Origin of the sequence: Streptococcus equinus (genome assembly GCF_900104225.1) — a bacterium.
In the GTDB taxonomy this organism is placed as follows: Bacteria; Bacillota; Bacilli; order Lactobacillales; family Streptococcaceae; genus Streptococcus; species Streptococcus equinus_D.
The window spans coordinates 1-24521 of record NZ_FNJK01000010.1 but is presented as its reverse complement, the minus strand read 5'-3'; the positions used below and the strand labels follow the sequence as shown (position 1 = coordinate 24521).

Genomic DNA, 24521 nt, shown 5'->3' with positions numbered 1-24521 from the left:
GTATAAAAGATTAGATTTTGGAATTGAGGTAATTGACGTTTTATGTCAGAGTTATTTAAAAAATTGATGGAGCAAATCGATATGCCGCTTGAAATGCGACAATCTTCTGCTTTTTCATCTGCAGATATTCGTGAAGTTAAAGTACACTCAGTATCCCGCCTTTGGGAATTCCATTTTTTATTTGCAGAGATTTTGCCGATTGAGATTTATCGGGAGTTAGCTTATCGTTTGGTTAATACCTTTAAGCAAGCAGATATTACAGCGACTTTTGACATCAAGGCTGAAAAAATTGATTTCTCACAGCCGCTTTTGCAGGCTTATTATGAAGAGGCGTTTGAACACTCACCATGTAATAGTGCTAGTTTTAAAGCCTCATTTAGCAAGCTTCAAGTGTCATACGACGGTCATAAATTATTGATTGAAGCGCCAGCTTTTGTTAATAATGAGCATTTCCGAAAAAATCATTTGCCTAACCTTGCACGTCAATTTGAGGCCTTTGGTTTCGGAAACTTGATGATTGATATGGTTTCAAATGAAGCTATGACACAAGCGCTTCGAGAAGATTTTACAACTAGTCGTGAAGCTATGGTGGAAAAAGCTGTTCAGGAAAATCGTGAAGCGGTTAAATCTCTTGAAGCCTCAATGCCACCAGTTGAAGAAGCACCAAAACCAAAATTTGATTTTAAAGAGCGTGCTAAACAACGCCGTGCTGGTTTTGAAAATGCTGAAATCACTCCGATGGTCGAAATCACAACAGAAGAGAACCGCATTGTCTTTGAAGGAATGGTTTTTGATGTTGAGAAGAAAACAACTCGTACAGGTCGTCACATCATCAATTTCAAAATGACGGACTATACATCAAGTTTTGCTATGCAAAAATGGGCAAAAGATGATGAAGAGTTGAAAAAATACGACATGATTGCTAAAGGATCATGGCTTCGTGTTCGAGGAAACATTGAAAATAATAATTTCACGCATGCACTGACAATGAATGTGCAAGATGTTAAAGAAATTGTTCACCATGACCGCAAGGATTTGATGCCAGAAGATCAAAAACGTGTGGAATTTCATGCCCATACTAACATGTCAACCATGGATGCTTTGCCAACGGTTGAAGAGTTGATTGATACAGCTGCTAAATGGGGGCATAAGGCGGTTGCTATTACTGACCATGGAAATGTTCAAAGTTTCCCTCATGGTTACCATAGAGCACGTAAAGACGGTATTAAAGCCATTTTTGGTCTGGAAGCCAATATTGTTGAAGACAAGGTTCCTATTGCTTACAATCCTGAAGATTTAGAGCTAAATGAAGCAACTTATGTTGTATTTGACGTGGAAACAACAGGGCTTTCTGCTGTTAATAATGATTTGATTCAGATTGCGGCTTCAAAAATGTATAAAGGTAATATTGTTGAGCAATTTGATGAATTCATCAATCCAGGTCACCATTTGTCAGCTTTTACGACAGAATTGACAGGGATTACGGATAATCATGTTCGCAATGCAAAACCAATCGAACAAGTGCTTCAAATGTTCCAAGATTTCTGTAAAGATACCGTGCTTGTTGCCCACAATGCAACCTTTGACGTTGGCTTTATGAATGCCAATTACAAACGACATGGCATGCCAACAATCACACAACCAGTCATCGATACCTTGGAATTAGCTCGTAACCTTTACCCTGAATACAAACGTCATGGTTTGGGACCATTGACCAAACGTTTTCAAGTATCGCTAGAACACCACCACATGGCCAACTACGATGCCGAAGCAACTGGTCGTTTGCTCTTTATTTTCTTGAAAGAAGCGCGTGAAAATCATGGCCTTACAAACATGATGGACTTGAACACAAAATTGGTGGCTGAAGACTCATATAAAAAAGCCCGTGTCAAACACGCAACCATTTATGTTCAAAACCAGACAGGGCTGAAAAATATCTTCAAGCTTGTCAGTCTTTCAAATGTTAAATATTTTGAAGGTGTGGCTCGTATTCCAAGAACAGTTCTTGATGCTCATCGCGAAGGACTCTTGCTAGGAACAGCATGTTCTGAGGGTGAAGTCTTTGATGCAGTTTTGACATCAGGTGTGGATAAAGCTGTTGAAGTGGCTAAATATTATGATTTCATCGAAGTCATGCCACCAGCTATTTATGCGCCGCTGTTAGCACAAGGAACGATTAAAGACGAAGAGGGTATTCGACAAGTTATTCGAGATTTGATTGAAGTAGGTCGTCGTCTTAATAAGCCAGTGCTTGCAACCGGAAATGTTCATTACATTGAACCAGAAGATGAGATTTACCGTGAAATCATTGTACGTAGTTTGGGACAAGGGGCACCGATTAACCGTCCGATTGGACGTGGTGAAGATGCTCAGCCAGCTCCATTACCAAAAGCCCATTTCCGCACAACCAACGAAATGCTAGACGAATTTTCTTTCCTCGGTGAAGACTTGGCTTATGAAATTGTTGTTAAGAACACCAATGATTTCGCAGAGCGTTTCGAAGAAATCGAAGTGGTTAAAAAAGATTTGTACACGCCTTTCCTTGAAAAATCAGAAGAGCGTGTTGCAGAAATGACTTATCAAAAAGCCTTTGAAATCTACGGTAACCCTCTACCGGATATTGTCGACAGACGTATCGAAAAGGAATTGACCTCAATTTTGGGTAATGGATTTGCCGTGATTTATTTGGCGTCTCAAATGCTGGTTATTCGTTCCAATAAACGTGGTTACTTGGTTGGTTCGCGTGGATCTGTTGGTTCAAGTTTCGTGGCAACCATGATTGGGATTACCGAAGTTAACCCAATGCCGCCACACTATGTCTGCCCAAATTGTCAGCATTCAGAATTCATTACTGATGGTTCTGTCGGATCTGGTTATGACCTTCCTGACAAGGATTGCCCAAACTGTGGCACACGTTACAAAAAAGATGGACACGATATTCCGTTTGAAACTTTCCTTGGATTTGATGGAGATAAGGTTCCCGATATCGATTTGAACTTCTCTGGTGATGACCAACCGTCAGCTCACTTGGATGTTCGTGATATTTTTGGAGAACAATATGCCTTTCGTGCCGGAACCGTTGGTACGGTCGCTGACCGTACAGCTTACGGATTTGTTAAAGGTTATGAACGTGATTACGGGAAAATGTACCCAGAAGCAGAAGTTGAACGCTTGGCACAGGGAGCTGCTGGGGTGAAACGTACAACGGGTCAACACCCGGGTGGTATCGTTGTTATTCCAAACTATATGGATGTTTATGACTTTACACCAGTTCAGTATCCAGCCGATGATTTGTCGGCTGAATGGCAAACAACTCACTTTAACTTCCACGATATCGATGAAAACGTCTTGAAACTTGATATCCTCGGTCATGATGATCCTACCATGATTCGTAAATTGCAAGATTTATCAGGTATTGATCCAAAAGATATTCCAGCTGATGATCCAGATGTTATGGCACTTTTCTCAGGTACAGAAGTTCTTGGCGTTACGCCTGAACAAATCGGAACACCAACAGGAATGCTTGGTATCCCAGAATTCGGAACAAACTTTGTTCGTGGAATGGTTGAGGAAACCCACCCAACAACCTTTGCAGAATTGCTACAGTTGTCAGGATTGTCACACGGTACCGACGTTTGGTTGGGAAATGCCCAAGACTTGATTAAAGAGGGGATTGCCACCCTAAAAACCGTTATCGGTTGTCGTGATGATATCATGGTTTACCTCATGCACGCGGGGTTAGATCCGAAAATGGCCTTTACCATCATGGAACGTGTGCGTAAGGGACGCTGGTTGAAGATTTCTGATGAGGAACGTAATGGCTACATTCAAGCGATGCGTGACAATAATGTGCCTGATTGGTACATCGAATCTTGTGGTAAAATCAAGTACATGTTCCCGAAAGCCCACGCGGCAGCCTACGTATTGATGGCCCTTCGTGTGGCCTACTTCAAGGTTCACTACCCACTTTATTACTACTGCGCTTATTTCTCAATTCGTGCCAAAGCCTTTGATATCAAGACAATGAGTGCTGGTCTTGATGCCGTTAAAGAACGCATGGCTGAGATTTCAACCAAACGTAAAAATAATGAAGCTTCAAACGTTGAAATTGACCTTTACACAACACTCGAGTTGGTCAATGAAATGCTTGAACGTGGTTATAAATTTGGTCAGCTTGACCTTTACCGCAGTGATGCGACAGAGTTCATCATTGACGGTGATACCCTTATTCCACCATTTGTAGCTATGGACGGTCTTGGTGAGAACGTTGCAAAACAAATTGTTAAGGCGCGTGAAGAGGGCGAATTCTTATCAAAAATGGAACTTCGTAAACGCGGTGGTGTCTCAGCAACATTAGTTGATAAAATGGATGAGATGGGAATTCTTGGCAACATGCCAGAAGATAACCAATTAAGTCTATTCGACGATTTCTTCTAATAAGCCAATTTTAGAGAAGTTCTCAAAGTGAGGGCTTCTTTTTTGAGCTCTGCTATTTGTCAAAAATCTTAGTGAGTGATATGATGTAAAAAAAGCAGAAAGAGGTAGCGATGAGCGATTTCAAAAATACCGCTGTAAAAGCCATGGTTGTTTTGCGAAAAGCGTATCGAACAATTGATGCTAAAACGTCAGAATCATTCAAGGAAGATGATTTAACACAAACACAATTTGCAGTCTTGGACGTTCTTTATAGCAAAGGAGCGATGAAGGTTGGCCAATTAATTGATTGTATCCTAGCGACTTCGGGGAATATGACAGTGGTTATTCGTAATATGGAGAAAAAAGGCTGGGTAGTACGCCAAGCTTGTCCGGGTGATAAGCGTGCTTATCTGGTTAGTTTGACTGATGTAGGTCGTCAAGTCATTGAGCATGCTTTGCCACTTCACATGGCAAAAATTGAAGAGACTTTTTCAGTTTTAACTGAGGAAGAACAAGATCAATTAATACGACTTCTGAAAAAATTTAAACCGCGTGAGCAAAATAATTTACAAAAGTAAAAATAAACTATAAAATGACAACATAATAACAAATCACTAATTAGTGATAAATGATTTTTGATTATTAAAATACTAATACCTTTTTGTTAGGAGAAATATCATGAAAAAAATTCTATTTGTTGTCGGTTCATTACGTGAAGGTTCTTTCAATGCTCAAATGGCAAAAAATGCTGAAAAAGCACTTGAAGGAAAAGCAGAAGTTTCTTACCTTGATTGGTCAGAAGTACCAGTCTTTTCACAAGATTTAGAAGTTAATACACCAGCCGCTGTTCAAGCTGTGCGCGATGCAGTTTTGGCAGCAGATGCCATTTGGCTCTTCTCACCAGTTTATAACTTTGCTATTCCAGGTTCTGTTAAGAACTTGCTTGATTGGTTGAGCCGTGCTCTTGATCTTTCTGATCCAACAGGTCCATCAGCGCTTAATGAAAAAGTCACAACTGTTTCTATCCTTGCAAATGGTGGACACGAACCAGTGGCAGATGCTTATCGCGCATTATTCCCATTCATTCGTACACAATTTGTTGATGAAATTACTACAACACAAGTGAATGACTCAGCATGGGTTGACGGTAAGTTTGTGGCGACTGATGATGTTCTTGCCAACCTTGATAAACAAGCTCAAGCACTTCTTGCTGCAATTGATTAATGATTAATCTAAGCTTTTTAAACATTTAACGAATCCGTGAGTGAGCTTTCCTATTTTTGCTTAACTCACTATCTTCACAGTAATATTGGTTTAGCCTTTCAATATAACGCTGTGACTAAATAAAAAGAGGTTGGGATAAAAGTTCCCAGCCTCTTTATTTATATAGTTATAATAAACAAAACACAGTGTCAAAAACGGTTTGAGGATAGACCGTTTTAGGTCAGCAACAAGAAATTGAGATTTGCTGAGAAATCAAGTTTCTATGAAACTACTGATTCGCTTTTTAGTTTTTATTTGTCCCACTCTCGTTTGTTATATACAAAAAAACTGAGGAAATGTCCTCAGTTTCTCTATGTATTATTCGACAATTAGCATACCGTCTTTGATAGCAAATGGGTTCTTTTCGTTGATGTGATCGTAGAACATGATACCATTTGTGTGGTCAATTTCGTGTTGAACGACGATTGAGTTGTAACCTTTAAGTTTGATGCGGTGTTTTTCACCATTTTTATCGAAGTACTCAACTGTAACACGAGAGTGTCGGACAACGTATCCTTCAACGACACGGTCAACAGACAAGCAGCCTTCACCATCAGCAAGCGCTGCATCTTGAACTGAGTGTGCAACAACTTTCGGATTGTACATCACTTCTTGGATGCTGTAAGCTTCTTTTGGTGGGTTACCATCTTTATCTTCCATATTTGGCACAAGAACGGCAATGATTCGTTTTGAAACATTCAATTGTGGTGCTGCAAGACCAACACCACCGCGCAAGCCCATTTTTTCAGCTGTTACAGGGTCTTGAGAATTTTTCAAGAACTGCATCATTTTTTCACCTAAAATGATTTCTTCATCAGATAATGGGAATGTGACATCATCACAAATCTTACGCAAAGTTGGATGACCTTCGCGAATAATATCGTTCATATTGATTAAATGACTTGGTTTAGCTAATTTTTCAATAACTGACATATTTTCTCCTCAAATTATTCTATATAACACTATAGCATAAAAATGCTGAACGAGAAAGCTAAAGGCTCAGTTAGTAATCTTCAAGTCAATGAGTTGCGCCATATCTTTGATATAATAGTTAGGGCGACGTTTTTCAATAATTCCTAAATCGATAAATTCATGAATGACACGAAGTAAATGACGGTAGCTGACACTGAAGGAATCAGCAAGATTAGTTAATTCTAGTTTGAAGACACCTTTATCTTCGATAGCCAAGATATGAGTAGCTAGGCGTTCTTTAAGTGTGTAATTCAAGTTCGTTGAGGCATGGATGTTTTGCTCATAAAGCGACTGAGCAAGTCCTCTGCTAAGATTTAGGAGTAAATCATTATCAGCTAATAATTCTTCGCGAATTCCAGTCAAGGGAAGTTGGATAACCAGAGTATCTTCAAGAGCAACAACTGAAGAGACAATCGGTTGATTAGTTAATAATTCAATATCACCGATGAGGGTTGGTTTTTCCTTGATATCTAAAATATGTTCTTTACCGTTAAAGAGACGGCGAACAATTTTCAATTTTCCTTTAGCGAAAAAAGAAAGTGCCGTTAGGGCTTCTCCTTGGTGACAAATAGCATCTCCGGCAGCTAATTCGCGAACTTGCAATTTATCAAAATAATGTCTTGGAAAGATTTTTTCAAGCTGATAGTCTTGGATATATTTTTCTAAAGACACACAGACCTCCTTTGTGACAAAAGTCATATTTTTATGCGCTAACTTTGATTATACTGGAAATGATGAAAAAAACAAGTAAGGAGTTTCTATGAAAACATTTTTGGAGAAATTTAGTCTCCTATCTTTATCTTTAATGCTGGTCTCGACTCTATCACCGTCGACAGCATTACCCCAAATGATTACAACATTTCATCAGCAAGGATACGCTGTTAGTCAAGTTGAATTTTTATTTTCACTATCATCTTTTGCAATTCTTGCCATGTTGTTGTTAAATCCAATAATTGAACGTCTGATTTCTGAGCGTCTCAGCATTATTCTTGGACTTTTATTAATTGCCTTTGGTGGTAGTATGCCTGTAATGTTGCAGAGCTACTCATTAGTTGTGGTCTCACGTGTTTTACTTGGTATTGGAATTGGTTTTATTAACTCACGTGCGATTAGTATCATTAGTGAAACTTATGCTGGTAGAGAACAAGCTCAAATGCTTGGCCTTCGTGGATCGTTTGAAATTATTGGTAACGCCTTGTTGACCATGATTGTTGGTTTTCTTGTTGTTCTAGGTTGGTCATGGACGTTTAGTGTTTATTTATTTGCTTTACCAATTCTCGTATTCTACCTTCTCTTTGCACCAAAAGCTAAGGGAAAAGTTAAAGATACCCCAAAAGAATCACGTGCTAAGTTTACAAAAGCTGATATTTTATATATTGTTGGATTATCGCTGTTAGCTGGTTTTGTAATTAATATTAACAGCGCAAATAGTCTTCGAATCCCAGTTATTGTTGACCAATTGCATCTTGGAAGTCCTCGTCAAGCCAGCTTAATCTTGAGTGGCATGATGCTTATGGGAATTCTTTCAGGAATTTGTTTTGAAGGTTTGCTTGGACGCTTTAGCAAAAACTTGATTACCATTTCAATGATTCCATTTGCTCTTGGACTATTTATGGTAGGTTTTGCTAACAATCTTTGGGTGATGCTAATCGGTGCAATGCTATCAGGCTTCTGGTACAGTATTGTGGTTACCTGCGTCTTTAGTGATGTTTCAACTAACGTTTCACCGCAATTAATCGGAAATGCGACTACGCTTATCTTGATTTTCTGTAATCTTGGTGGGGCAAGCGCAGCTATTGTTTTGAACCTCTTCTCAAAATTTAGTCCACAACCAGGCTTTGCCTTTATCATTTACGCTGTTATCAGCTTGGTTATTTGCCTAGGTTTGATTATTAAAACACGTTTTTCAAAGAAAAATTAATTTGTGTTAAAGTCACGTTAAATTAAGGGAAAACCTTTGACAAAAGCAGAAGTAATCTGCTACAATAAGGACTGTCGTAAGACAAGTAACTTCTTCTTGGTCGTAGGATCCGCCAAAAACCTACCACTCGGATGAAGCAATATAAAGGAGAAAAATTATGGCAATCTCAAAAGAGAAAAAAAATGAAATCATCGCTCAATACGCACGTCACGAAGGTGACACAGGTTCAGTTGAAGTTCAAGTAGCTGTTCTTACTTGGGAAATCAACCACCTTAACGAACACATTAAACAACACAAAAAAGACCACGCTACTTACCGTGGATTGATGAAAAAAATCGGTCACCGTCGTAACTTGTTGGCATACCTTCGCCGCACAGACGTTAACCGTTACCGCGAATTGATCGCATCACTTGGTCTTCGTCGTTAATCTGACGTTCGGTCGAGCAAAAGCTTCTTGGATTTTCCAAGGAGCTTTTTTTGTATATTCAGTTACTTATTTTGAAAGATATTGAAGGACAGATTTTTAATGAAAATGAGTTTTTGCTGAAGATGAAAATGTCAAAAGTGGCAAAAGTATTAGTGTAAAAGGAAAAGATAGGTATATAAATGTATCCCCTTACATTAGCTTTACAATAAAAATGAAAAAGCTTACAAAAAATACTTGACCTTTTTTTGAAAAAGGGTTAATATGGTTGGTGAAGAATATCACAATGATATGATGATTAAAGAATTTAACTTTTGATTTTGTGTAGTTTATGTAGTGAAGAGAACCTCAAGTAATAACGTTGAGTTTTGAAATTCCAGACTATACGGTCTTGTTTTTATTTTAGTATCAATCATTAATATAGTTCTTCTCAAAAAATGAGGCACTTATTTTTAAGGGTACTTATAAGGAGGTTTTCTTAATGGCTAAAGCAACAAATGCAGATGTAAAGAATAACGAGTTGAGCGCAGAAGAATTGGCTCAACAGTACACTGGAGCTCTTGTCGAAAAAGCTCTTGAAGCTGAACGTGTTTATGCAACTTATTCACAAGAACAAGTTGATAACATTGTCGCAGCGATGGCTCTTGCAGGTTCAGAAGCTTCGCTTGAATTAGCAAAAGAAGCTCATGCAGAAACTGGTCGTGGTGTCGTTGAAGATAAAGATATTAAGAACCACTTCGCTACTGAGTATGTTTATGAACGTATCAAAAATGAAAAAACAGTAGGTATCATTGGGGAAGATAAGGTTTCAGGAAGTATCCAAATTGCTGCACCTCTTGGTGTTTTGGCTGGTATTGTTCCAACAACAAACCCAACATCAACAACCATGTTCAAGATTTTGGTAGCTCTTAAAACACGTAATGCGATTGTCTTTGCTTTCCACCCACAAGCGCAAAACTGTTCAGCACATGCCGCACAAATTCTTTATGATGCCGCAGTGAAAGCTGGTGCTCCAGAAAACATTGTTCAATGGATTGAAACACCATCTCTTGCCAATACATCAGCGCTTATCCAAAATCCGAAGATTGCTTCTATTTTGGCAACTGGTGGACCTGGCATGGTAAATGCCGCTCTTAAATCAGGTAACCCATCAATGGGTGTTGGTGCTGGTAATGGTGCTATCTACGTTGATGCAACAGCACACGTTGACCGCGCTGTTGAAGACTTATTGTTATCAAAACGTTTTGATAACGGTATGATTTGTGCCACTGAAAACTCTGCAGTTGTTGAAGCACCGATTTATGACGAATGGCTTCAAAAAATGCAAGATAAAGGTGCCTACCTTGTACCTAAAAAGGACTATAAGAAAATCGAAGACTTTGTCTTTAACGACAGACACGGAGTTAATGGTCCGGTTGCCGGAATGCCTGCGACTTGGATTTGTGAACAAGCCGGTGTCAAATTACCAGAAGGTAAAGATGTTCTCTTGTTTGAACTTGATAAGAAAAATATCGGTGAAAAACTATCTTCTGAAAAACTTTCTCCACTCCTTTCAGTTTATAAAGCTAAAGATCGTGCTGAAGGTGTTGAAATTGTTGAAGCACTTCTTGACTACCAAGGTGCAGGACACAATGCTGGTATTCAAATTGGTTCCCAAGCAGACCCATTTGTTGCTGAATATGGCGACGCTGTGAAAGCATCTCGTGTCTTGGTTAACCAACCAGATTCAGTCGGAGGTATCGGTGATGTCTACACAGACGCACTTAAAGCTAGCTTAACACTTGGAACAGGATCATGGGGGAAAAATTCATTGTCACACAATCTTTCAACTGGCGATCTCTTAAATGTTAAGACAGTTGCCAAACGTCGCAACCGTCCTCAATGGATTCGCCTACCAGAAAAAACTTACTACGAAAAAAATGCCATTTCTTACTTGCAAGATGAATACGAACCAATGCAACGTGCTTTGATTGTTGCTGACCCAGGTATGGTTCAATTTGGTTTTGTTGATACTGTCCTTGCTCAATTGGCATTGCGTGATGAAAAAGTTGCGACATCAATTTACGGCACTATCAAACCAGACCCAACACTTGGTCAAACGATTGAAATTGCCAAACAAATGCGTGATTTCAAACCAGACACAGTTATCGCAGTCGGTGGTGGTTCTGCTCTTGATGCAGCTAAAATTGCACGTTACATCTATGAATACTCACTTGATCAAGAAGCTGATTTCCTTGACAGCTATGAGAACGTCAGCGAACTCTTCTTACGTTTGCAACAAAAATTCATTGATATCCGTAAACGTATCGTAAAATTCAAACATCAAACAGCAACTCGTCTCTTCTGTATCCCAACAACATCTGGTACAGGTTCAGAAGTAACACCTTACGCTGTTATTACTGATGATCATACTCACGTTAAATATCCATTGACTGACTATGAATTGACACCACAAGTTGCTATCGTGGACCCAGAATTTGTTATGACAGTGCCAAAACGCACAGTAGCTCTTTCTGGTCTTGATACTTTGTCACATGCCCTTGAAGCTTATGTTTCAGTTATGGCATCTGATTTGACTCGTCCATGGTCACTTGAAGCTATCAAGTTGGTTATCGAAAACTTGGAAGATTCATATAACTATGATCCTAAACACCCAACACTTCGTGGTGAACAAGCACGTGAAAACATGCACTACGCAGCAACTCTTGCTGGTATGGCCTTCTCAAATGCTTTCTTGGGTATTAACCATTCAATCGCACACAAAACTGGTGGTGAATTTGGCCTTCCTCACGGTTTAGCTATCTCAATTGCTATGCAACACGTTATCCGCTACAACGGTGTGGCTGGAAATGTAAAACGTTCAGTCTTCCCACGCTATGAAGAATACCGTGCACAACGTGACTACGCTGATATCGCTCGTAGCCTTGGTCTTAAAGGTAAAGATGATGCAGCATTGGTAGAAGCACTTTGCGAACGTATTGATGCTTTGATGAAAGCCGTTGATGTTGACCCTCGTCTTTCTGCTAACGGTGTTACAAAAGAAGCCTTTGATGCAGCTGTTGATAAATTAGCATCACTTGCTTACGATGACCAATGTACACCTGCTAACCCTCGTCAACCATATATTGCTGAGTTGAAACAATTGTTGATTGACATGTTCTAATACCTCTTCTTAACAATTGTATTAGTTGACATTTTTAAGCCTCCCTTTGGGAGGCTTTTGTGGTAGAATGAAAGTGTTAATAAAAACGGTTAATCAGGGATTTTTGTAAGACCTGTCTAGAGATATTGCATTAAAGGAGACTGTTATGATTGGATCATTAATTGTTGGGGCTTTGATTGGGATAATCGCAGGAGCTATCACTAAGAAAGGTGAGTCAATGGGCTGCATTTATAATATTTTTGCAGGTCTAGTGGGCTCATTTGTTGGTCAAAGTTTGTTTGGTTATTGGGGACCTAGTCTTGCTGGCATGGCAATTTTACCATCTGTACTTGGCGCCATTATCGTTATTGCAGTTGTTGATTTATTTTTTGGGTAATTATTTGATAAAACGCTATAAGAAGAAGCAGTTACTGTTTGGTAGCTGCTTTTTAATGATTCTTAAAAAACTGTGCTGCAAGCTCTGCTATTTCCTATAAAATGTGATAAAATAATGGAGATACGTGGTTTTATGCAAAGACGAGTTTATAAGTCTTTTACAGACTGGTTTTTGTAGAAAACAGACGTATCAAAATAAAATGTTAGAGGAATAAAAATGTCAAAACAAACTTTTGAAACGACTTTTGCAGGTCATCCACTTGTTGTTGAAATTGGTCAAGTTGCTAAACAAGCTAACGGTGCTGCAGTGATTCGTTACGGTGAATCAACTGTTCTTAGTGCAGCTGTCATGTCTAAAAAAATGTCAACTGGTGACTTCTTCCCACTTCAAGTAAACTACGAAGAAAAAATGTATGCTGCTGGGAAATTTCCTGGTGGTTTCAACAAACGTGAAGGTCGTCCAACAACTGATGCGACATTGACAGCACGTTTGATTGACCGTCCAATTCGTCCAATGTTTGCTGAAGGTTTCCGTAACGAAGTTCAAGTGATTAACACTGTTCTTTCTTATGATGAAGATGCTAGCGCACCAATGGCAGCCATGTTTGGTAGCTCATTAGCCTTGTCTATTTCAGATATTCCATTCAATGGACCAATCGCAGGGGTTCAAGTGGCTTATATCGATGGTGAATTTATCATCAACCCATCAGCTGAACAAAAAGAAGCATCTCTTCTTGAATTGACTGTTGCCGGTACAAAAGAAGCCATCAACATGGTTGAATCTGGTGCTAAAGAATTGTCAGAAGACATTATGCTTGAAGCTCTTCTTAAAGGACATGAAGCAGTTCAAGAATTGATTGCCTTCCAAGAAGAAATCGTTGCAGCTGTTGGTAAAGAAAAAGCAGAAGTTGAATTGCTACAAGTTGACCCAGAATTGCAAGCTGAAATCATTGCAGCCTACAATGCTGACCTTCAAAAAGCTGTTCAAGTCGAAGAGAAAAAAGCGCGTGAAGCAGCAACTGAAGCTGTCAAAGAAGAAGTAACTGCTGTTTACGAAGAACGCTACGCAGATGATGAAAACTATGAAACAATCATGCGTGACGTGGCTGAAATTCTTGAACAAATGGAACATGCCGAAGTTCGTCGCTTGATTACAGAAGATAAAATCCGTCCTGATGGTCGTCGTGTTGACGAAATCCGTCCATTGGATGCTGAGATTGATTATCTTCCAAAAGTTCACGGTTCAGGTCTCTTCACACGTGGACAAACTCAAGCCTTGTCAGTTTTGACACTTGCTCCAATGGGTGAAACTCAAATCGTTGATGGACTTGGTGCTGAGTACAAGAAACGTTTCTTGCACCACTACAATTTCCCACAATTCTCTGTTGGTGAAACTGGACGTTACGGTGCACCAGGTCGTCGTGAAATTGGTCACGGTGCTCTCGGTGAACGTGCTCTTGCACAAGTTCTTCCAAGCCTTGAAGAATTCCCATATGCTATCCGTCTTGTAGCTGAAGTTTTGGAATCAAATGGTTCATCTTCACAAGCATCAATCTGTGCAGGTACCCTTGCTCTTATGGCTGGTGGTGTGCCAATCAAAGCACCAGTTGCTGGTATTGCCATGGGATTGATTTCAGATGGTAGCAACTACACAATCTTGACAGATATTCAAGGTCTTGAAGACCACTTTGGTGATATGGACTTTAAAGTTGCTGGTACACGTGAAGGTATTACGGCACTTCAAATGGATATCAAGATTGAAGGTATCACTCCTCAAATCTTGAAAGAAGCTCTTGCCCAAGCTAAGAAAGCTCGTTTTGAAATCCTTGATTTGATTGAAGCAACTATCCCAGCTCCTCGTACTCACTTGGCACCAACAGCACCAAAAATTGATACTATTAAAATTGATGTTGATAAAATCAAAGTGGTTATCGGTAAAGGTGGCGAAACTATCGATAAAATCATCGAAGAAACTGGCGTTAAAATCGATATCGACGAAGAAGGAAATGTATCTATCTACTCATCAGACCAAGCAGCTATCGACCGTGCCAAAGAAATTATTGCTGGTTTAGTTCGTGAAGCTAAAGTTGGTGAAGTTTACCACGCTAAAGTTGTTCGTATTGAAAAATTCGGTGCTTTTGTTAACCTCTTTGATAAGACAGATGCCCTTGTTCACATTTCAGAAATTGCATGGACACGTACAGCTAACGTTTCTGACGTTCTTGAAGTTGGTGACGAAGTTGATGTTAAAGTTATCAAAGTAGATGACAAAGGACGTGTTGATGCGTCAATGAAAGCTCTTCTTCCACGTCCACCAAGAGCTGAAAAACATGAAAAAGAACACAAAGGGCACTCACCATTTGGCGGACACTTGCGTGATCACAAAGAAAAACACGATAAAATCGACTAATCACTTTTTGGCTTGCTCATCTTTTTATAAATGTGGAGTTTAACGATGACAAATTTAAATGAACTTGATATTCGTTTGCGCGCGTTTGTTAACGCACCAGACAACTTTTTAGATAGCATTGCGCTTGTCAATGTTTTGCACAACATCCCAGTTTTGGCTAGTGATCAACCTTATGCTCTTGATATTGAAGGGCAAAAGGTGACTCCTGTCTTTTCTGATAAGGAAGATTTGGAAACTTTCAAATCTGAACAAGCTAGTGCCAATGATCAAAATTGGGTTGAACGTCCAACTTTGGATGTTTTAAAAGAAGTCATTGAAAAAGGATTAACTGGAATTGTCTTTAACCTTAAGAAAACAGGCGATTTTGGCAATTCAACTATCTTCAAAAGTAGTGAATTAATCCAATTTTTGAATGCTTACACAACTATTTTGAATAAACTTATGGGTGAAGAAAACCTTGCGGCTGATACTTTGGACAAATACTACCTTGTCCCAGCCTTTGTTCACCCACGTGACGATAAAAGCTTTGACCGTATGTTCCCAACAATGTCTACACCAGAAGGTAAAAGCTATGTTCCAGCCTTTTCAAATCTTCAAAGCTTTGCTAAATGGTATAACCACAAAGATTTTGGAACACCATTTCGTAATGCTCAAGGAAGTATTTTGACATGGCGTTTGGCTGATATTTATCAACCTGGACACGGTGAAAACGACATTGATGAAACGGTCGGAGTTGCCATTAATCCCTTTGATGACCAACAAATTCTTGTTGATTGGTCTGAAATCGACGAAGACGAATAAAAGAAAGGAGAAGATATGGGTTGGTGGAAAGAAACCATTGATATTGTAAAGAAAAACGATCCAGCGGCTCGTAGCTCTCTGGAGATTATACTAACTTACCCTGGTGTCAAAGCTTTGGCTGCGCATCGTATCTCACATTTCTTGTGGAAACATGGCTTGAAATTATTAGCGCGCATGCATAGCCAATTCTGGCGCTTTTGGACACAAATTGAAATTCACCCAGGAGCTGAAATTGCTGAGGGTGTCTTTATCGACCATGGTTCTGGTCTTGTTATTGGTGAAACAGCTATTGTGGAGAAAGGTGTTATGCTCTATCATGGTGTAACCCTTGGTGGAACAGGTAAAGATGTTGGAAAACGTCACCCAACTGTACGTGAAGGAGCACTTGTTTCTGCCCATGCACAAGTTATTGGACCTATCGAAATCGGTAAAAATTCTAAAGTAGGTGCAGCAGCTGTTGTTGTTTCAGATGTTCCTGCAGATGTAACAGTAGTCGGAGTGCCAGCGAAAGTTGTTCGTGTTCATGGTAAAAAAGATGAAAATGCTATTCATGACCTCGAAGAACATCGTGAGTATTACACATCAAAATTGGAAGAAGCACGCTATCAAAGTTTACATTCATCAAAACTTTAATGGAAAGATAAATGGAGATTGGAGGAAGGAACATGACAATTAAGATTTATGATACAATGACTCGAAGTTTGCGCGATTTCGTGCCAATTACTGAAAATACAGTTAACATGTACGTCTGCGGGCCAACAGTTTACAATTATATCCATATCGGAAATGCTCGTAGTGTTGTTGCCTTTGACACTATTCGCCGTTACTTTGAATACCGTGGTTACAAAGTTAATTACATCTCTAACTTTACTGATGTTGATGATAAAATCATCAAAGGTGCAGCAGAAGCTGGCATGGATACGAAAGCTTTCTCAGATAAATATATCGCTGCTTTTATGGAAGATGTTAAGGAACTTGGTGTAGAACCTGCAACAAAAAATCCTCGTGTCATTGATTACATGGATGAGATTATTGCCTTTGTTAAAGATTTGGTGGATAAAGGTTTTGCTTATGAAGCAAACGGAGACGTGTATTTTCGTGTCGCTAAAAGCAAAAACTACGCTAAATTAGCTAATAAAACCTTAGAAGACCTTGAAGTAGGTGCCAGTGGTCGTGTAGATGGTGAAGGTAACATTAAAGAAAATCCTTTGGATTTTGCACTCTGGAAAGCTGCTAAACCTGGTGAAGTTTCTTGGCAAAGCCCATGGGGACAAGGTCGTCCAGGCTGGCACATTGAATGTTCAGTAATGGCGACAAGTATTTTGGGCGATACCATTGATATCCACGGTGGTGGTGCTGACTTAGAATTTCCACACCATACAAATGAAATTGCTCAATCAGAAGCTAAAACTGGTAAGACATTTGCAAACTATTGGATGCACAATGGTTTTGTTAACGTGGACAATGAAAAAATGTCAAAATCACTTGGAAACTTCGTAACAGTTCATGATATGTTAAAAACTGTCGATGGCCAAGTGCTACGTTTCTTCCTTGCGACACAACAATACCGCAAACCAGTGAACTTTACTGAAAAAGCAGTTCATGATGCATCGGTTAACCTTAAATATTTGAAAAATACCTTTACCTTGCCACTTGGCGAAGCTGTTGATGCAGCTGAACTTGCAAAATTCAAGGCTGATTTTGAAGCAGCCATGGATGATGATTTCAACACAGCAAATGGTATTACAGTTGTCTTTGACATGGCGAAATGGATTAATTCAGGGAATTATGACCAAGTAACCAAAGATACTTTTGCTAAAATGCTTGCTGTATTTGGTATTGTTTTTGAAGAAGAAGTGCTTGATGCGGATATCGAAGCATTGATTGAAAAACGCCAAGAAGCCCGTGCAAATCGTGATTTTGCAACAGCAGATGCTATTCGTGATCAGCTAGCAGCTCAAGGTATCAAATTGCTTGATACTAAAGATGGTGTGAGGTGGACACGTGACTAAGGTAGATGTCAATCTGATTAATGGTATTGCTCTTGCATTTGAAGGTGATGCGGTTTATTCTATGTACGTTCGTAAGCACTTGATTTTTCAAGGTTTAACGAAACCTAATCAATTACACCGTAAAGCTACAAGATACGTCTCAGCCAAAGCTCAAGCTATGTTGATTAATCTAATGCTTGAAGAAAAGCTTTTGTCTGAAAAAGAAGAAGAAATCTACAAACGTGGTCGTAACACCAACAGCCACACTAAAGCCAAAAATGCTGATGTCGTGACTTATCGCATGTCAACAGGGTTTGAAGCGGTGATGGGTTACCTTCATATGACAGATCAAATTGATCGCCTGGAAGAACTTATCGATTGGTGTATTCAAGCTGTTGAAAAAATTGAAGATTAAGCAAAAAATAAAAATAGCCAGTTCTCGCATGAGAGCTGGTTTTCATGTTATAATAACACTATGAAGAACAAAGATTTTAATGAAGCAAACGACATCGTTTACGGTGTCCATGCAGTAACGGAAAGTTTAACGGCTAATACAGGAAATAAACTCTACATTCAAGATGATTTACGTGGAAAAAACGTTGATCGAATTAAAAGTCTAGCAGCTGAAAAGAAAGTTTCTATCTCTTGGACGCCTAAGAAGACACTTAGTGAGATGACTAATGGTGCTGTTCACCAAGGTTTTGTTTTACGTGTATCAGAATTTGCTTATGCTGAATTAGATAGCATTTTGGAAAAAGCTGCGCAAGAAGAAAATCCGCTTATTCTTATCTTGGATGGGCTTAATGACCCACATAATTTTGGCTCAATCTTGCGAACAGCTGATGCTACAAATGTTACTGGTGTAATTATTCCAAAACATCGTGCAGTAGGTGTAACTCCAGTAGTATCTAAAACATCAACAGGTGCTGTTGAGCATGTGCCAATCGCACGTGTAACAAACCTTAGCCAAACACTTGATAAGTTAAAAGAACAAGGTTTCTGGGTGTTTGGTACAGATATGAACGGAACACCATCTCACAAATGGAATACTTCAGGGAAATTAGCATTAATTATTGGTAACGAAGGTAAAGGTATCTCACCAAATATCAAAAAACAAGTCGATGAGATGATTACGATTCCGATGAACGGTCATGTTCAAAGTTTGAATGCTAGTGTCGCTGCAGCGGTATTAATGTATGAAGTTTTCCGTCATAAAGTAGACTAAGATTCATGTAAAGCCAAAAAAACTAGCCATCCATGAAAGGAATAAAAAATGAAGAAAAGAGTCCTCTTAGTTGATGGTTACAATATGATTGCCTTTTGGCAGGAAACGCGTCAACTGTTTAAGACAAATCGATTAGATGAAGCGCGAAATCTTTTGCTACGCAAGCTCAATAATTACGCTCATTTTGAAAATCTTGACATCATTTGTGTCTTTGATGCGCAATATGTTCCAGGTGTTCGTCAACGTTACGATCAATATAAAATTCAAGTCATTTTTACAGAAGAAGATGAAACAGCAGATTCTTACATTGAACGTACAGCTGCTGAGTTAAATACTCCACGTCACCTTGTAGAAGTGGCTACCAGTGACTTAAATGAACAATGGACCATTTTTTCACAAGGAGCTCTTCGTGTCTCAGCACGTGAGTTGGAACAACGTGTTAACACTGTTAAGTCAGATTTAGATAAAATGTCAAAATATATCGATTTAACCACACCAAAGCTTCGCCCATGGAATGACGGGCAAATGGATCAATTAAAACAGTTACTTGATGACATTTAAACTAGTAAACTTTTTAAAGGAGCTCGCTAAATGCGGGCTTTTTTGTTATAATAAAAAATAAATCATTTGATAATCAAAGTATTTTTGGTGAATGATTGTTATTTTAGACAATATGTTAGTTAAGAAAATAGTTTTAAGTGTTAAAAAGGGAGAATTATGACTTTTAAATTAATAACAGATTCAACGGCAGATTTAGATGAGAATTGGGCAAATGATCATGATGTTGAAATTTTAGGCTTAACAGTTCAGCTTGATGGGGAAATTTATGAAACAGTAGGTCCTAATCGTTTGACTAGTGAGAAATTGCTTGAAAGTATGAAAAATGGTGGAAAACCAACAACTAGTCAAGTCAATGTAGGTCAATTTGAAGAATCTTTTCGTCGTCACGCTGAAAATGGCGATAAAGTCCTTTATTTAGCATTCTCTTCTGTGCTTTCTGGGACTTATCAAAGTTCAATGATTGCGCGTGATTTAGTGTTAGAAGAATATCCAGATGCTACGATTGAGATTGTTGATACGTTAGCTGCTGCAGGTGGTGAAGGGTATTTGTCTATTCTTGCAGCTGCAGCGCGTGATGAAGGTAAAACACTTGAAGAAACAAAAGCGATGATTGTCGATATTTTGCCACGTCTACGAACATATTTCTTGGTTGACGATCTTTACCATTTGATGCGTGGTGGACGTCTTTCAAAAACGTCAGCCATCATGGGCAGTTTAGCTAATATTAAGCCACTTTTGTGGATTGAAGCTTCTGGTAAATTAGTTCCTTTGGCTAAAATTCGTGGACGTAAAAAAGCATTGAGAGAAGTGGTTTCACAAGCGACACAAGCATTAGCTCACAGGACAGCTGTGGTTGCCTACGCCAATGACATTGAAGGGGCTGAAACGCTTAAAAAATCATTGTTAGAACACGAAGATATTGACAATGTTCTTATTATGCCATTAGGCCCAATCATTTCAGCACACGTCGGACCAGGGACATTGGCTGTCTTTACTATCGGAAAAGAAGCACGATAAAATCAAAAAAGTGGACTTAGTCTGCTTTTTTTGTAAAACATAATGACGGTGGTATTTAATATTTGAATTGGAGTGAGGGAAGATGGTTGTAGCTATTGAGACGGTTGGTTTGTGTCTGTTCTTTTTTATCTTGTGCTTTTTAGGGACAGGAACTGATGATAAAAATTTAAAAAGTTTTTCATCGTATCCAGATGAAGTTCAGACTTTGATAAGAAATAATGAGGATTATCGAGCAAAAGTTAAAACAACTAATAAGTGTGTGGCATTCTTGCTAAATTTTTTAATCTTTTTGGTAATATTATTTATTTTGGGAATAGCTATTAGAAAGCCAAACTTTTTACACAATTTCATTTGTTTAAGCATTATAGGACAAGGATTGAATTTGTTTGATTTACTTGTGATTGATTTAATTTGGTGGAGACGTACAAAACGTATCCGTTTTACAAAAATGCCTGAAAAGAACTTGTATCAGAATCCTAGAAAACATATAGAATCATTTACAAGAGCTTTTGTGATGTATCTTCTAATTGCCGTAATAGATGGTTATTTGTTGCAATTTTTGTAACGTCAAATTGCTAAATGGGATATGTCAAAGAGTTTTGCTATGATGTCAAAAGGTATTTGCTAGTATTCAAATGAAAAAAAGAGGATAATTTTGGTGAAAGGTGGAAAAAGAATGAACATCAGTGAATTACGAAAACAAGAAAAATTGAGTCAGGATGATTTTGCTAATATTTTTCATGTCTCAAGACAGACTGTATCAAATTGGGAAAATGGAAAAAGCTATCCAGATGTAGAAATGCTGATTAAAATTAGTGATTATTTTGGCATCTCTGTTGATCAATTAGTCAAAAAAGAAACAAAATCAAGTGTTTCAAAAAATCCTGAGAAGCAGAAGAAGTTGTGGCCAATGCTTGCTGTAATTGCCACAGTGGTTTGCCTTATCGGAGCATTCTTTTTGTATAACTATAATGAAGAACACTCAGTCAAGTTTTCAATGAAAAAAGATAAGACTTATGGTCAAAGTGCAACTAGCCAAAAAACTTTAGAAGTTGCTAAAGGTTATTTCACATTGCCAGAAGATGAAAAGTTGAATCTTAAAGTAAATGGGATGACAGACGATGGAGATTTACATTTAAGTATTGTTGATGAAAATAACAAGTGTTGCTATCAACTTGATGGCGATGAATTAAAAGATAGCCAAAAACTTTACTTTAAAAAAGGGTCTTATAAAGTTCAAATCACTGCTGACAATTATCACGAGAAGGTTGTTAGTCTGGACTATGATGTTCGTGTTAAAGGGTGAAATTCATAATAGTTATAACCAGCCATAGAAAAATTCAATACCCTCAATCTGCTTTATTTTTTGAGAGAAGTGATATAATTTTAAAAAATCAAGGGAGGTAGATTGATGACTTTAACGTATGCAGTACTTGGAAGTGGTGCAATGGGATTACGATTTGGACTATTGCTGAAGGAACATTTGGGAGCTCAAGTAGACTTTATTGATACTTGGCAGGAACAAGTTGATACAATTCAAAAACAAGGCGGTGTTTACCAGTCGCGTGATGGCGAAAACCGCCATTTGGTTCCGATTGATATTTACCTACCAGAAAACTACCATGGAAAACCAGATGTCTTGATTATTTTTGATAAACAGATGCATCTACAAAAATTATTAGAGCGAAGTAAACATTTCTTCAATAGTAGTCAATACGTTTTTACTGGCATGAATGGCATGGGGCACATTGAAAAGATTAATCACTATTTTGTTCCTGAAAAAGTTTTGGCAGGGACTTGTTTAATTGGAACAGTTTTAAAAGCTGCAGGAGATGTCGATTTTATCGGAAAGGCTGGCGCAGGTTCAATTAATTTAGCTGCACAGTCCGGTCATGTCGATAGCGTTCAAAAGCAGATTATTGCTGATTTTAGTGCATCAAACCTTAATCCAAATCTGACGGATAATTTTTTAGGAACACTTTATACAAAGGTTGTTTTTAATTCAGTTATTAATACGATTTGCACCCTTTTTGAAATCTGCATGGGGCAATATATTGATTATGAAGGTGCAGAAGCTTTAGGAAAACAGTTAATTGATGAAGCCTATGATGTTGCAGAGTTGGCTGGAATAAAACCACTTGGCAGTCGTGAGCAAGAATGGGAGACTATTCGATATGTTAGTGCAGAAACGAGTCCGCTTCACTACCCATCAATGTATCAAGATATGAGTAAAGGTAGGGAGACAGAAGTTGATTATATCAATGGTTATATTTACGATTTAGGTGTAGCCAATGGTTATCAAGCTAAGACTCACGACTTCTTACGTCACTTGGTTCATTTAGCTGAAAATACTCGGAAATTCCGCTAACCGCTTTCGACAAAAAGTGCAGAAAAAAGCTAAAAAAACTTAGAAAAGATGGTTCGTAAGTATTGACTTACTACCACTTTTTTTGGTATTATAATAAACGGTATTGTTTACCCCATTTGTAAGGCCCCGGAACCTTTCAAATAACTCGTGGACCGGAACATCCACATTTTGTAAACAAAAACGAATTCGTATAGGAGAACTCATGAACAAAACAACATTCATGGCTAAACCAGGCCAAGTTGAACGTAAATGGTACGTTGTTGACGCAACAGATGTACCTCTTGGACGTCTTTCTGCAGTAGTTGCTAGCGTACTTCGCGGAAAAAACAAACCAACATTTACACCACACACTGATACAGGTGACTTCGTTATCGTTATCAATGCTGAAAAAGTTAAATTAACTGGTAAAAAAGCAACTGATAAAATCTACTACACTCACTCAATGTATCCAGGTGGATTGAAACAAATCTCAGCAGGTGAACTTCGTTCTAAAAATGCTGTTCGCTTGATTGAAAAATCAGTTAAAGGCATGCTTCCACACAACACTCTTGGACGTGCACAAGGTATGAAATTGAAAGTCTTCGTTGGTGCTGAACACACACACGCTGCTCAACAACCAGAAGTACTTGATATCAAAGGACTTATCTAAGAGAGAAAGGAGCATCAATTAAATGGCACAAGCACAATACACAGGTACTGGTCGTCGTAAAAACGCTGTTGCACGCGTACGTTTGGTTCCAGGTACTGGTAAAATCACTGTTAACAAAAAAGATGTAGAAGAATACATCCCACATGCTGACCTTCGTCTTGTTATCAACCAACCATTTGCAGTTACTTCAACTGTAGGTTCATACGACGTTTTCGTTAACGTTGTAGGTGGTGGATACGCAGGTCAATCAGGAGCTATCCGTCACGGTATCGCTCGCGCATTGCTTCAAGTAGACCCAGACTTCCGTGATTCATTAAAACGCGCTGGTCTTCTTACACGTGATGCACGTATGGTTGAACGTAAAAAACCAGGTCTTAAAAAAGCTCGTAAAGCTTCACAATTCTCAAAACGTTAATCAACACGATTATATCAACGTTTCAAGACATTCAAGATTTTTATCTTGGATGTCTTTTTTTGCTTTTAAAAGCTAAATAGCTATCGCATTTGCTGAAAATCTGCGATATAAGGCTCTTTTAGAGCATAATAAACGTATGGTAAGAAAAAAACTAAGCATGAAAAACAGAACTGCTTTTAAGGGCTTAAAATAACTTTCAGGATTGATGCTAATGCTGTAAAAAAACTATCAAAAAAGTGTTGACAGTGAAAGTTAAGTTTAGTATACTAAATAAGCTGTTGTTTGAGGCAGCAAACATTTCAGAAGGCTTTAAAAAAACTTAAAAAAAGTTCTTGACAAAGCGTGATAGAAATGATAAACTAATATAGCTGTTGTCCGAGAGGATAGCGGTAACAAGTTTGAAACAAGTTTGAAAATTTCTTGAAAAAGGTGTTGACAACAAGTTTTAAATTTGATAGAATATAGAAGTTGTCTCTGATGAGACAAAGACCTTTGAAAACTGAACAATACGAACCAAACGTGCGGGTTACGGAAGTAACCTGTCAAAGAA

22 protein-coding genes are annotated in these 24521 nt (G+C 38.5%); 20 read left to right on the top strand and 2 right to left on the bottom strand.

What is annotated here, in order from left to right; all coding sequences use genetic code 11:
• The first annotated feature begins 42 nt into the window (after positions 1 to 42).
• The 3 genes from BLP98_RS08950 to BLP98_RS08940 all read left to right on the top strand — a co-directional run bounded on the left by BLP98_RS08950 (position 43) and on the right by BLP98_RS08940 (position 5640).
• On the top strand, positions 43 to 4437 hold the full coding sequence (locus BLP98_RS08950; RefSeq protein ID WP_074482962.1) for a PolC-type DNA polymerase III: 4395 nt from the start codon (positions 43 to 45) through the stop codon (positions 4435 to 4437).
• A 110-nt stretch (positions 4438 to 4547) separates the two neighbouring features.
• Complete coding sequence (locus BLP98_RS08945) at positions 4548 to 4994, top strand: MarR family winged helix-turn-helix transcriptional regulator (RefSeq protein ID WP_074482961.1); 447 nt, start codon at positions 4548 to 4550, stop codon at positions 4992 to 4994.
• A gap of 100 nt (positions 4995 to 5094) precedes the next feature.
• Entirely contained in the window at positions 5095 to 5640 is a 546-nt protein-coding gene (locus BLP98_RS08940; protein WP_074482960.1) for an NADPH-dependent FMN reductase, read from the top strand.
• 357 nt (positions 5641 to 5997) lie between these two features.
• Here BLP98_RS08940 and def read toward each other — a convergent pair whose 3' ends face one another.
• Positions 5998 to 6612 (bottom strand): peptide deformylase, encoded by a 615-nt coding sequence (gene def, locus BLP98_RS08935; RefSeq protein ID WP_074482959.1) that lies wholly within the window; start codon positions 6610 to 6612, stop codon positions 5998 to 6000.
• 66 nt (positions 6613 to 6678) lie between these two features.
• Entirely contained in the window at positions 6679 to 7350 is a 672-nt protein-coding gene (locus BLP98_RS08930) for a Crp/Fnr family transcriptional regulator (protein WP_074482958.1), read from the bottom strand.
• Positions 7351 to 7411: 61 nt separating this feature from the next.
• Between BLP98_RS08930 and BLP98_RS08925 the strand changes: the two genes are divergently transcribed.
• The 17 genes from BLP98_RS08925 to rpsI all read left to right on the top strand — a co-directional run bounded on the left by BLP98_RS08925 (position 7412) and on the right by rpsI (position 23971).
• Positions 7412 to 8572, top strand: coding sequence for an MFS transporter (locus tag BLP98_RS08925; protein WP_074482957.1), 1161 nt, complete (start codon positions 7412 to 7414; stop codon positions 8570 to 8572).
• Between the two features lie 157 nt (positions 8573 to 8729).
• Positions 8730 to 8999 carry a 30S ribosomal protein S15 gene (gene rpsO / locus BLP98_RS08920; RefSeq protein WP_003063161.1) on the top strand — a complete coding sequence of 90 codons (270 nt, stop codon included), beginning with the start codon at positions 8730 to 8732 and terminating at the stop codon, positions 8997 to 8999.
• A gap of 478 nt (positions 9000 to 9477) precedes the next feature.
• Complete coding sequence (gene adhE, locus BLP98_RS08915) at positions 9478 to 12159, top strand: bifunctional acetaldehyde-CoA/alcohol dehydrogenase (RefSeq protein ID WP_074482956.1); 2682 nt, start codon at positions 9478 to 9480, stop codon at positions 12157 to 12159.
• Positions 12160 to 12304: 145 nt separating this feature from the next.
• Positions 12305 to 12535 (top strand): GlsB/YeaQ/YmgE family stress response membrane protein, encoded by a 231-nt coding sequence (locus tag BLP98_RS08910; RefSeq protein ID WP_006531339.1) that lies wholly within the window; start codon positions 12305 to 12307, stop codon positions 12533 to 12535.
• Between the two features lie 216 nt (positions 12536 to 12751).
• Complete coding sequence (pnp, locus tag BLP98_RS08905; RefSeq protein WP_074482955.1) at positions 12752 to 14944, top strand: polyribonucleotide nucleotidyltransferase; 2193 nt, start codon at positions 12752 to 12754, stop codon at positions 14942 to 14944.
• A 45-nt stretch (positions 14945 to 14989) separates the two neighbouring features.
• A complete protein-coding gene (locus tag BLP98_RS08900) occupies positions 14990 to 15745 on the top strand; it encodes an SseB family protein (protein WP_074482954.1) in 756 nt (251 codons plus the stop codon).
• A 15-nt stretch (positions 15746 to 15760) separates the two neighbouring features.
• Positions 15761 to 16378 carry a serine O-acetyltransferase gene (gene cysE / locus BLP98_RS08895; protein WP_074482953.1) on the top strand — a complete coding sequence of 206 codons (618 nt, stop codon included), beginning with the start codon at positions 15761 to 15763 and terminating at the stop codon, positions 16376 to 16378.
• Positions 16379 to 16410: 32 nt separating this feature from the next.
• The gene (gene cysS, locus BLP98_RS08890) at positions 16411 to 17757 is read left to right on the top strand and encodes a cysteine--tRNA ligase (protein WP_074482952.1); all 1347 of its coding nucleotides are present in this window, start codon (positions 16411 to 16413) and stop codon (positions 17755 to 17757) included.
• A complete protein-coding gene (locus BLP98_RS08885) occupies positions 17750 to 18151 on the top strand; it encodes a Mini-ribonuclease 3 (protein WP_074482951.1) in 402 nt (133 codons plus the stop codon). Before cysS ends, BLP98_RS08885 begins: the two co-directional genes overlap by 8 nt.
• Positions 18152 to 18211: 60 nt before the next feature.
• The gene (gene rlmB, locus BLP98_RS08880) at positions 18212 to 18961 is read left to right on the top strand and encodes a 23S rRNA (guanosine(2251)-2'-O)-methyltransferase RlmB (RefSeq protein ID WP_074482950.1); all 750 of its coding nucleotides are present in this window, start codon (positions 18212 to 18214) and stop codon (positions 18959 to 18961) included.
• Positions 18962 to 19009: 48 nt separating this feature from the next.
• The gene (locus tag BLP98_RS08875; protein WP_074482949.1) at positions 19010 to 19522 is read left to right on the top strand and encodes an NYN domain-containing protein; all 513 of its coding nucleotides are present in this window, start codon (positions 19010 to 19012) and stop codon (positions 19520 to 19522) included.
• A gap of 156 nt (positions 19523 to 19678) precedes the next feature.
• Positions 19679 to 20539 (top strand): DegV family protein, encoded by an 861-nt coding sequence (locus BLP98_RS08870; RefSeq protein WP_074482948.1) that lies wholly within the window; start codon positions 19679 to 19681, stop codon positions 20537 to 20539.
• A gap of 82 nt (positions 20540 to 20621) precedes the next feature.
• Positions 20622 to 21104, top strand: a complete 483-nt coding sequence (locus BLP98_RS08865) for an ABC transporter permease (protein WP_074482947.1) — start codon at positions 20622 to 20624, stop codon at positions 21102 to 21104.
• Between the two features lie 111 nt (positions 21105 to 21215).
• A complete protein-coding gene (locus BLP98_RS08860; RefSeq protein ID WP_074482946.1) occupies positions 21216 to 21845 on the top strand; it encodes a helix-turn-helix transcriptional regulator in 630 nt (209 codons plus the stop codon).
• A 105-nt stretch (positions 21846 to 21950) separates the two neighbouring features.
• Positions 21951 to 22907 (top strand): ketopantoate reductase family protein, encoded by a 957-nt coding sequence (locus BLP98_RS08855; protein ID WP_074482945.1) that lies wholly within the window; start codon positions 21951 to 21953, stop codon positions 22905 to 22907.
• 202 nt (positions 22908 to 23109) lie between these two features.
• Positions 23110 to 23556, top strand: coding sequence for a 50S ribosomal protein L13 (gene rplM / locus BLP98_RS08850; protein WP_074482944.1), 447 nt, complete (start codon positions 23110 to 23112; stop codon positions 23554 to 23556).
• A 22-nt stretch (positions 23557 to 23578) separates the two neighbouring features.
• Positions 23579 to 23971 carry a 30S ribosomal protein S9 gene (rpsI, locus tag BLP98_RS08845; RefSeq protein WP_003067667.1) on the top strand — a complete coding sequence of 131 codons (393 nt, stop codon included), beginning with the start codon at positions 23579 to 23581 and terminating at the stop codon, positions 23969 to 23971.
• Positions 23972 to 24521: the final 550 nt, after the last annotated feature.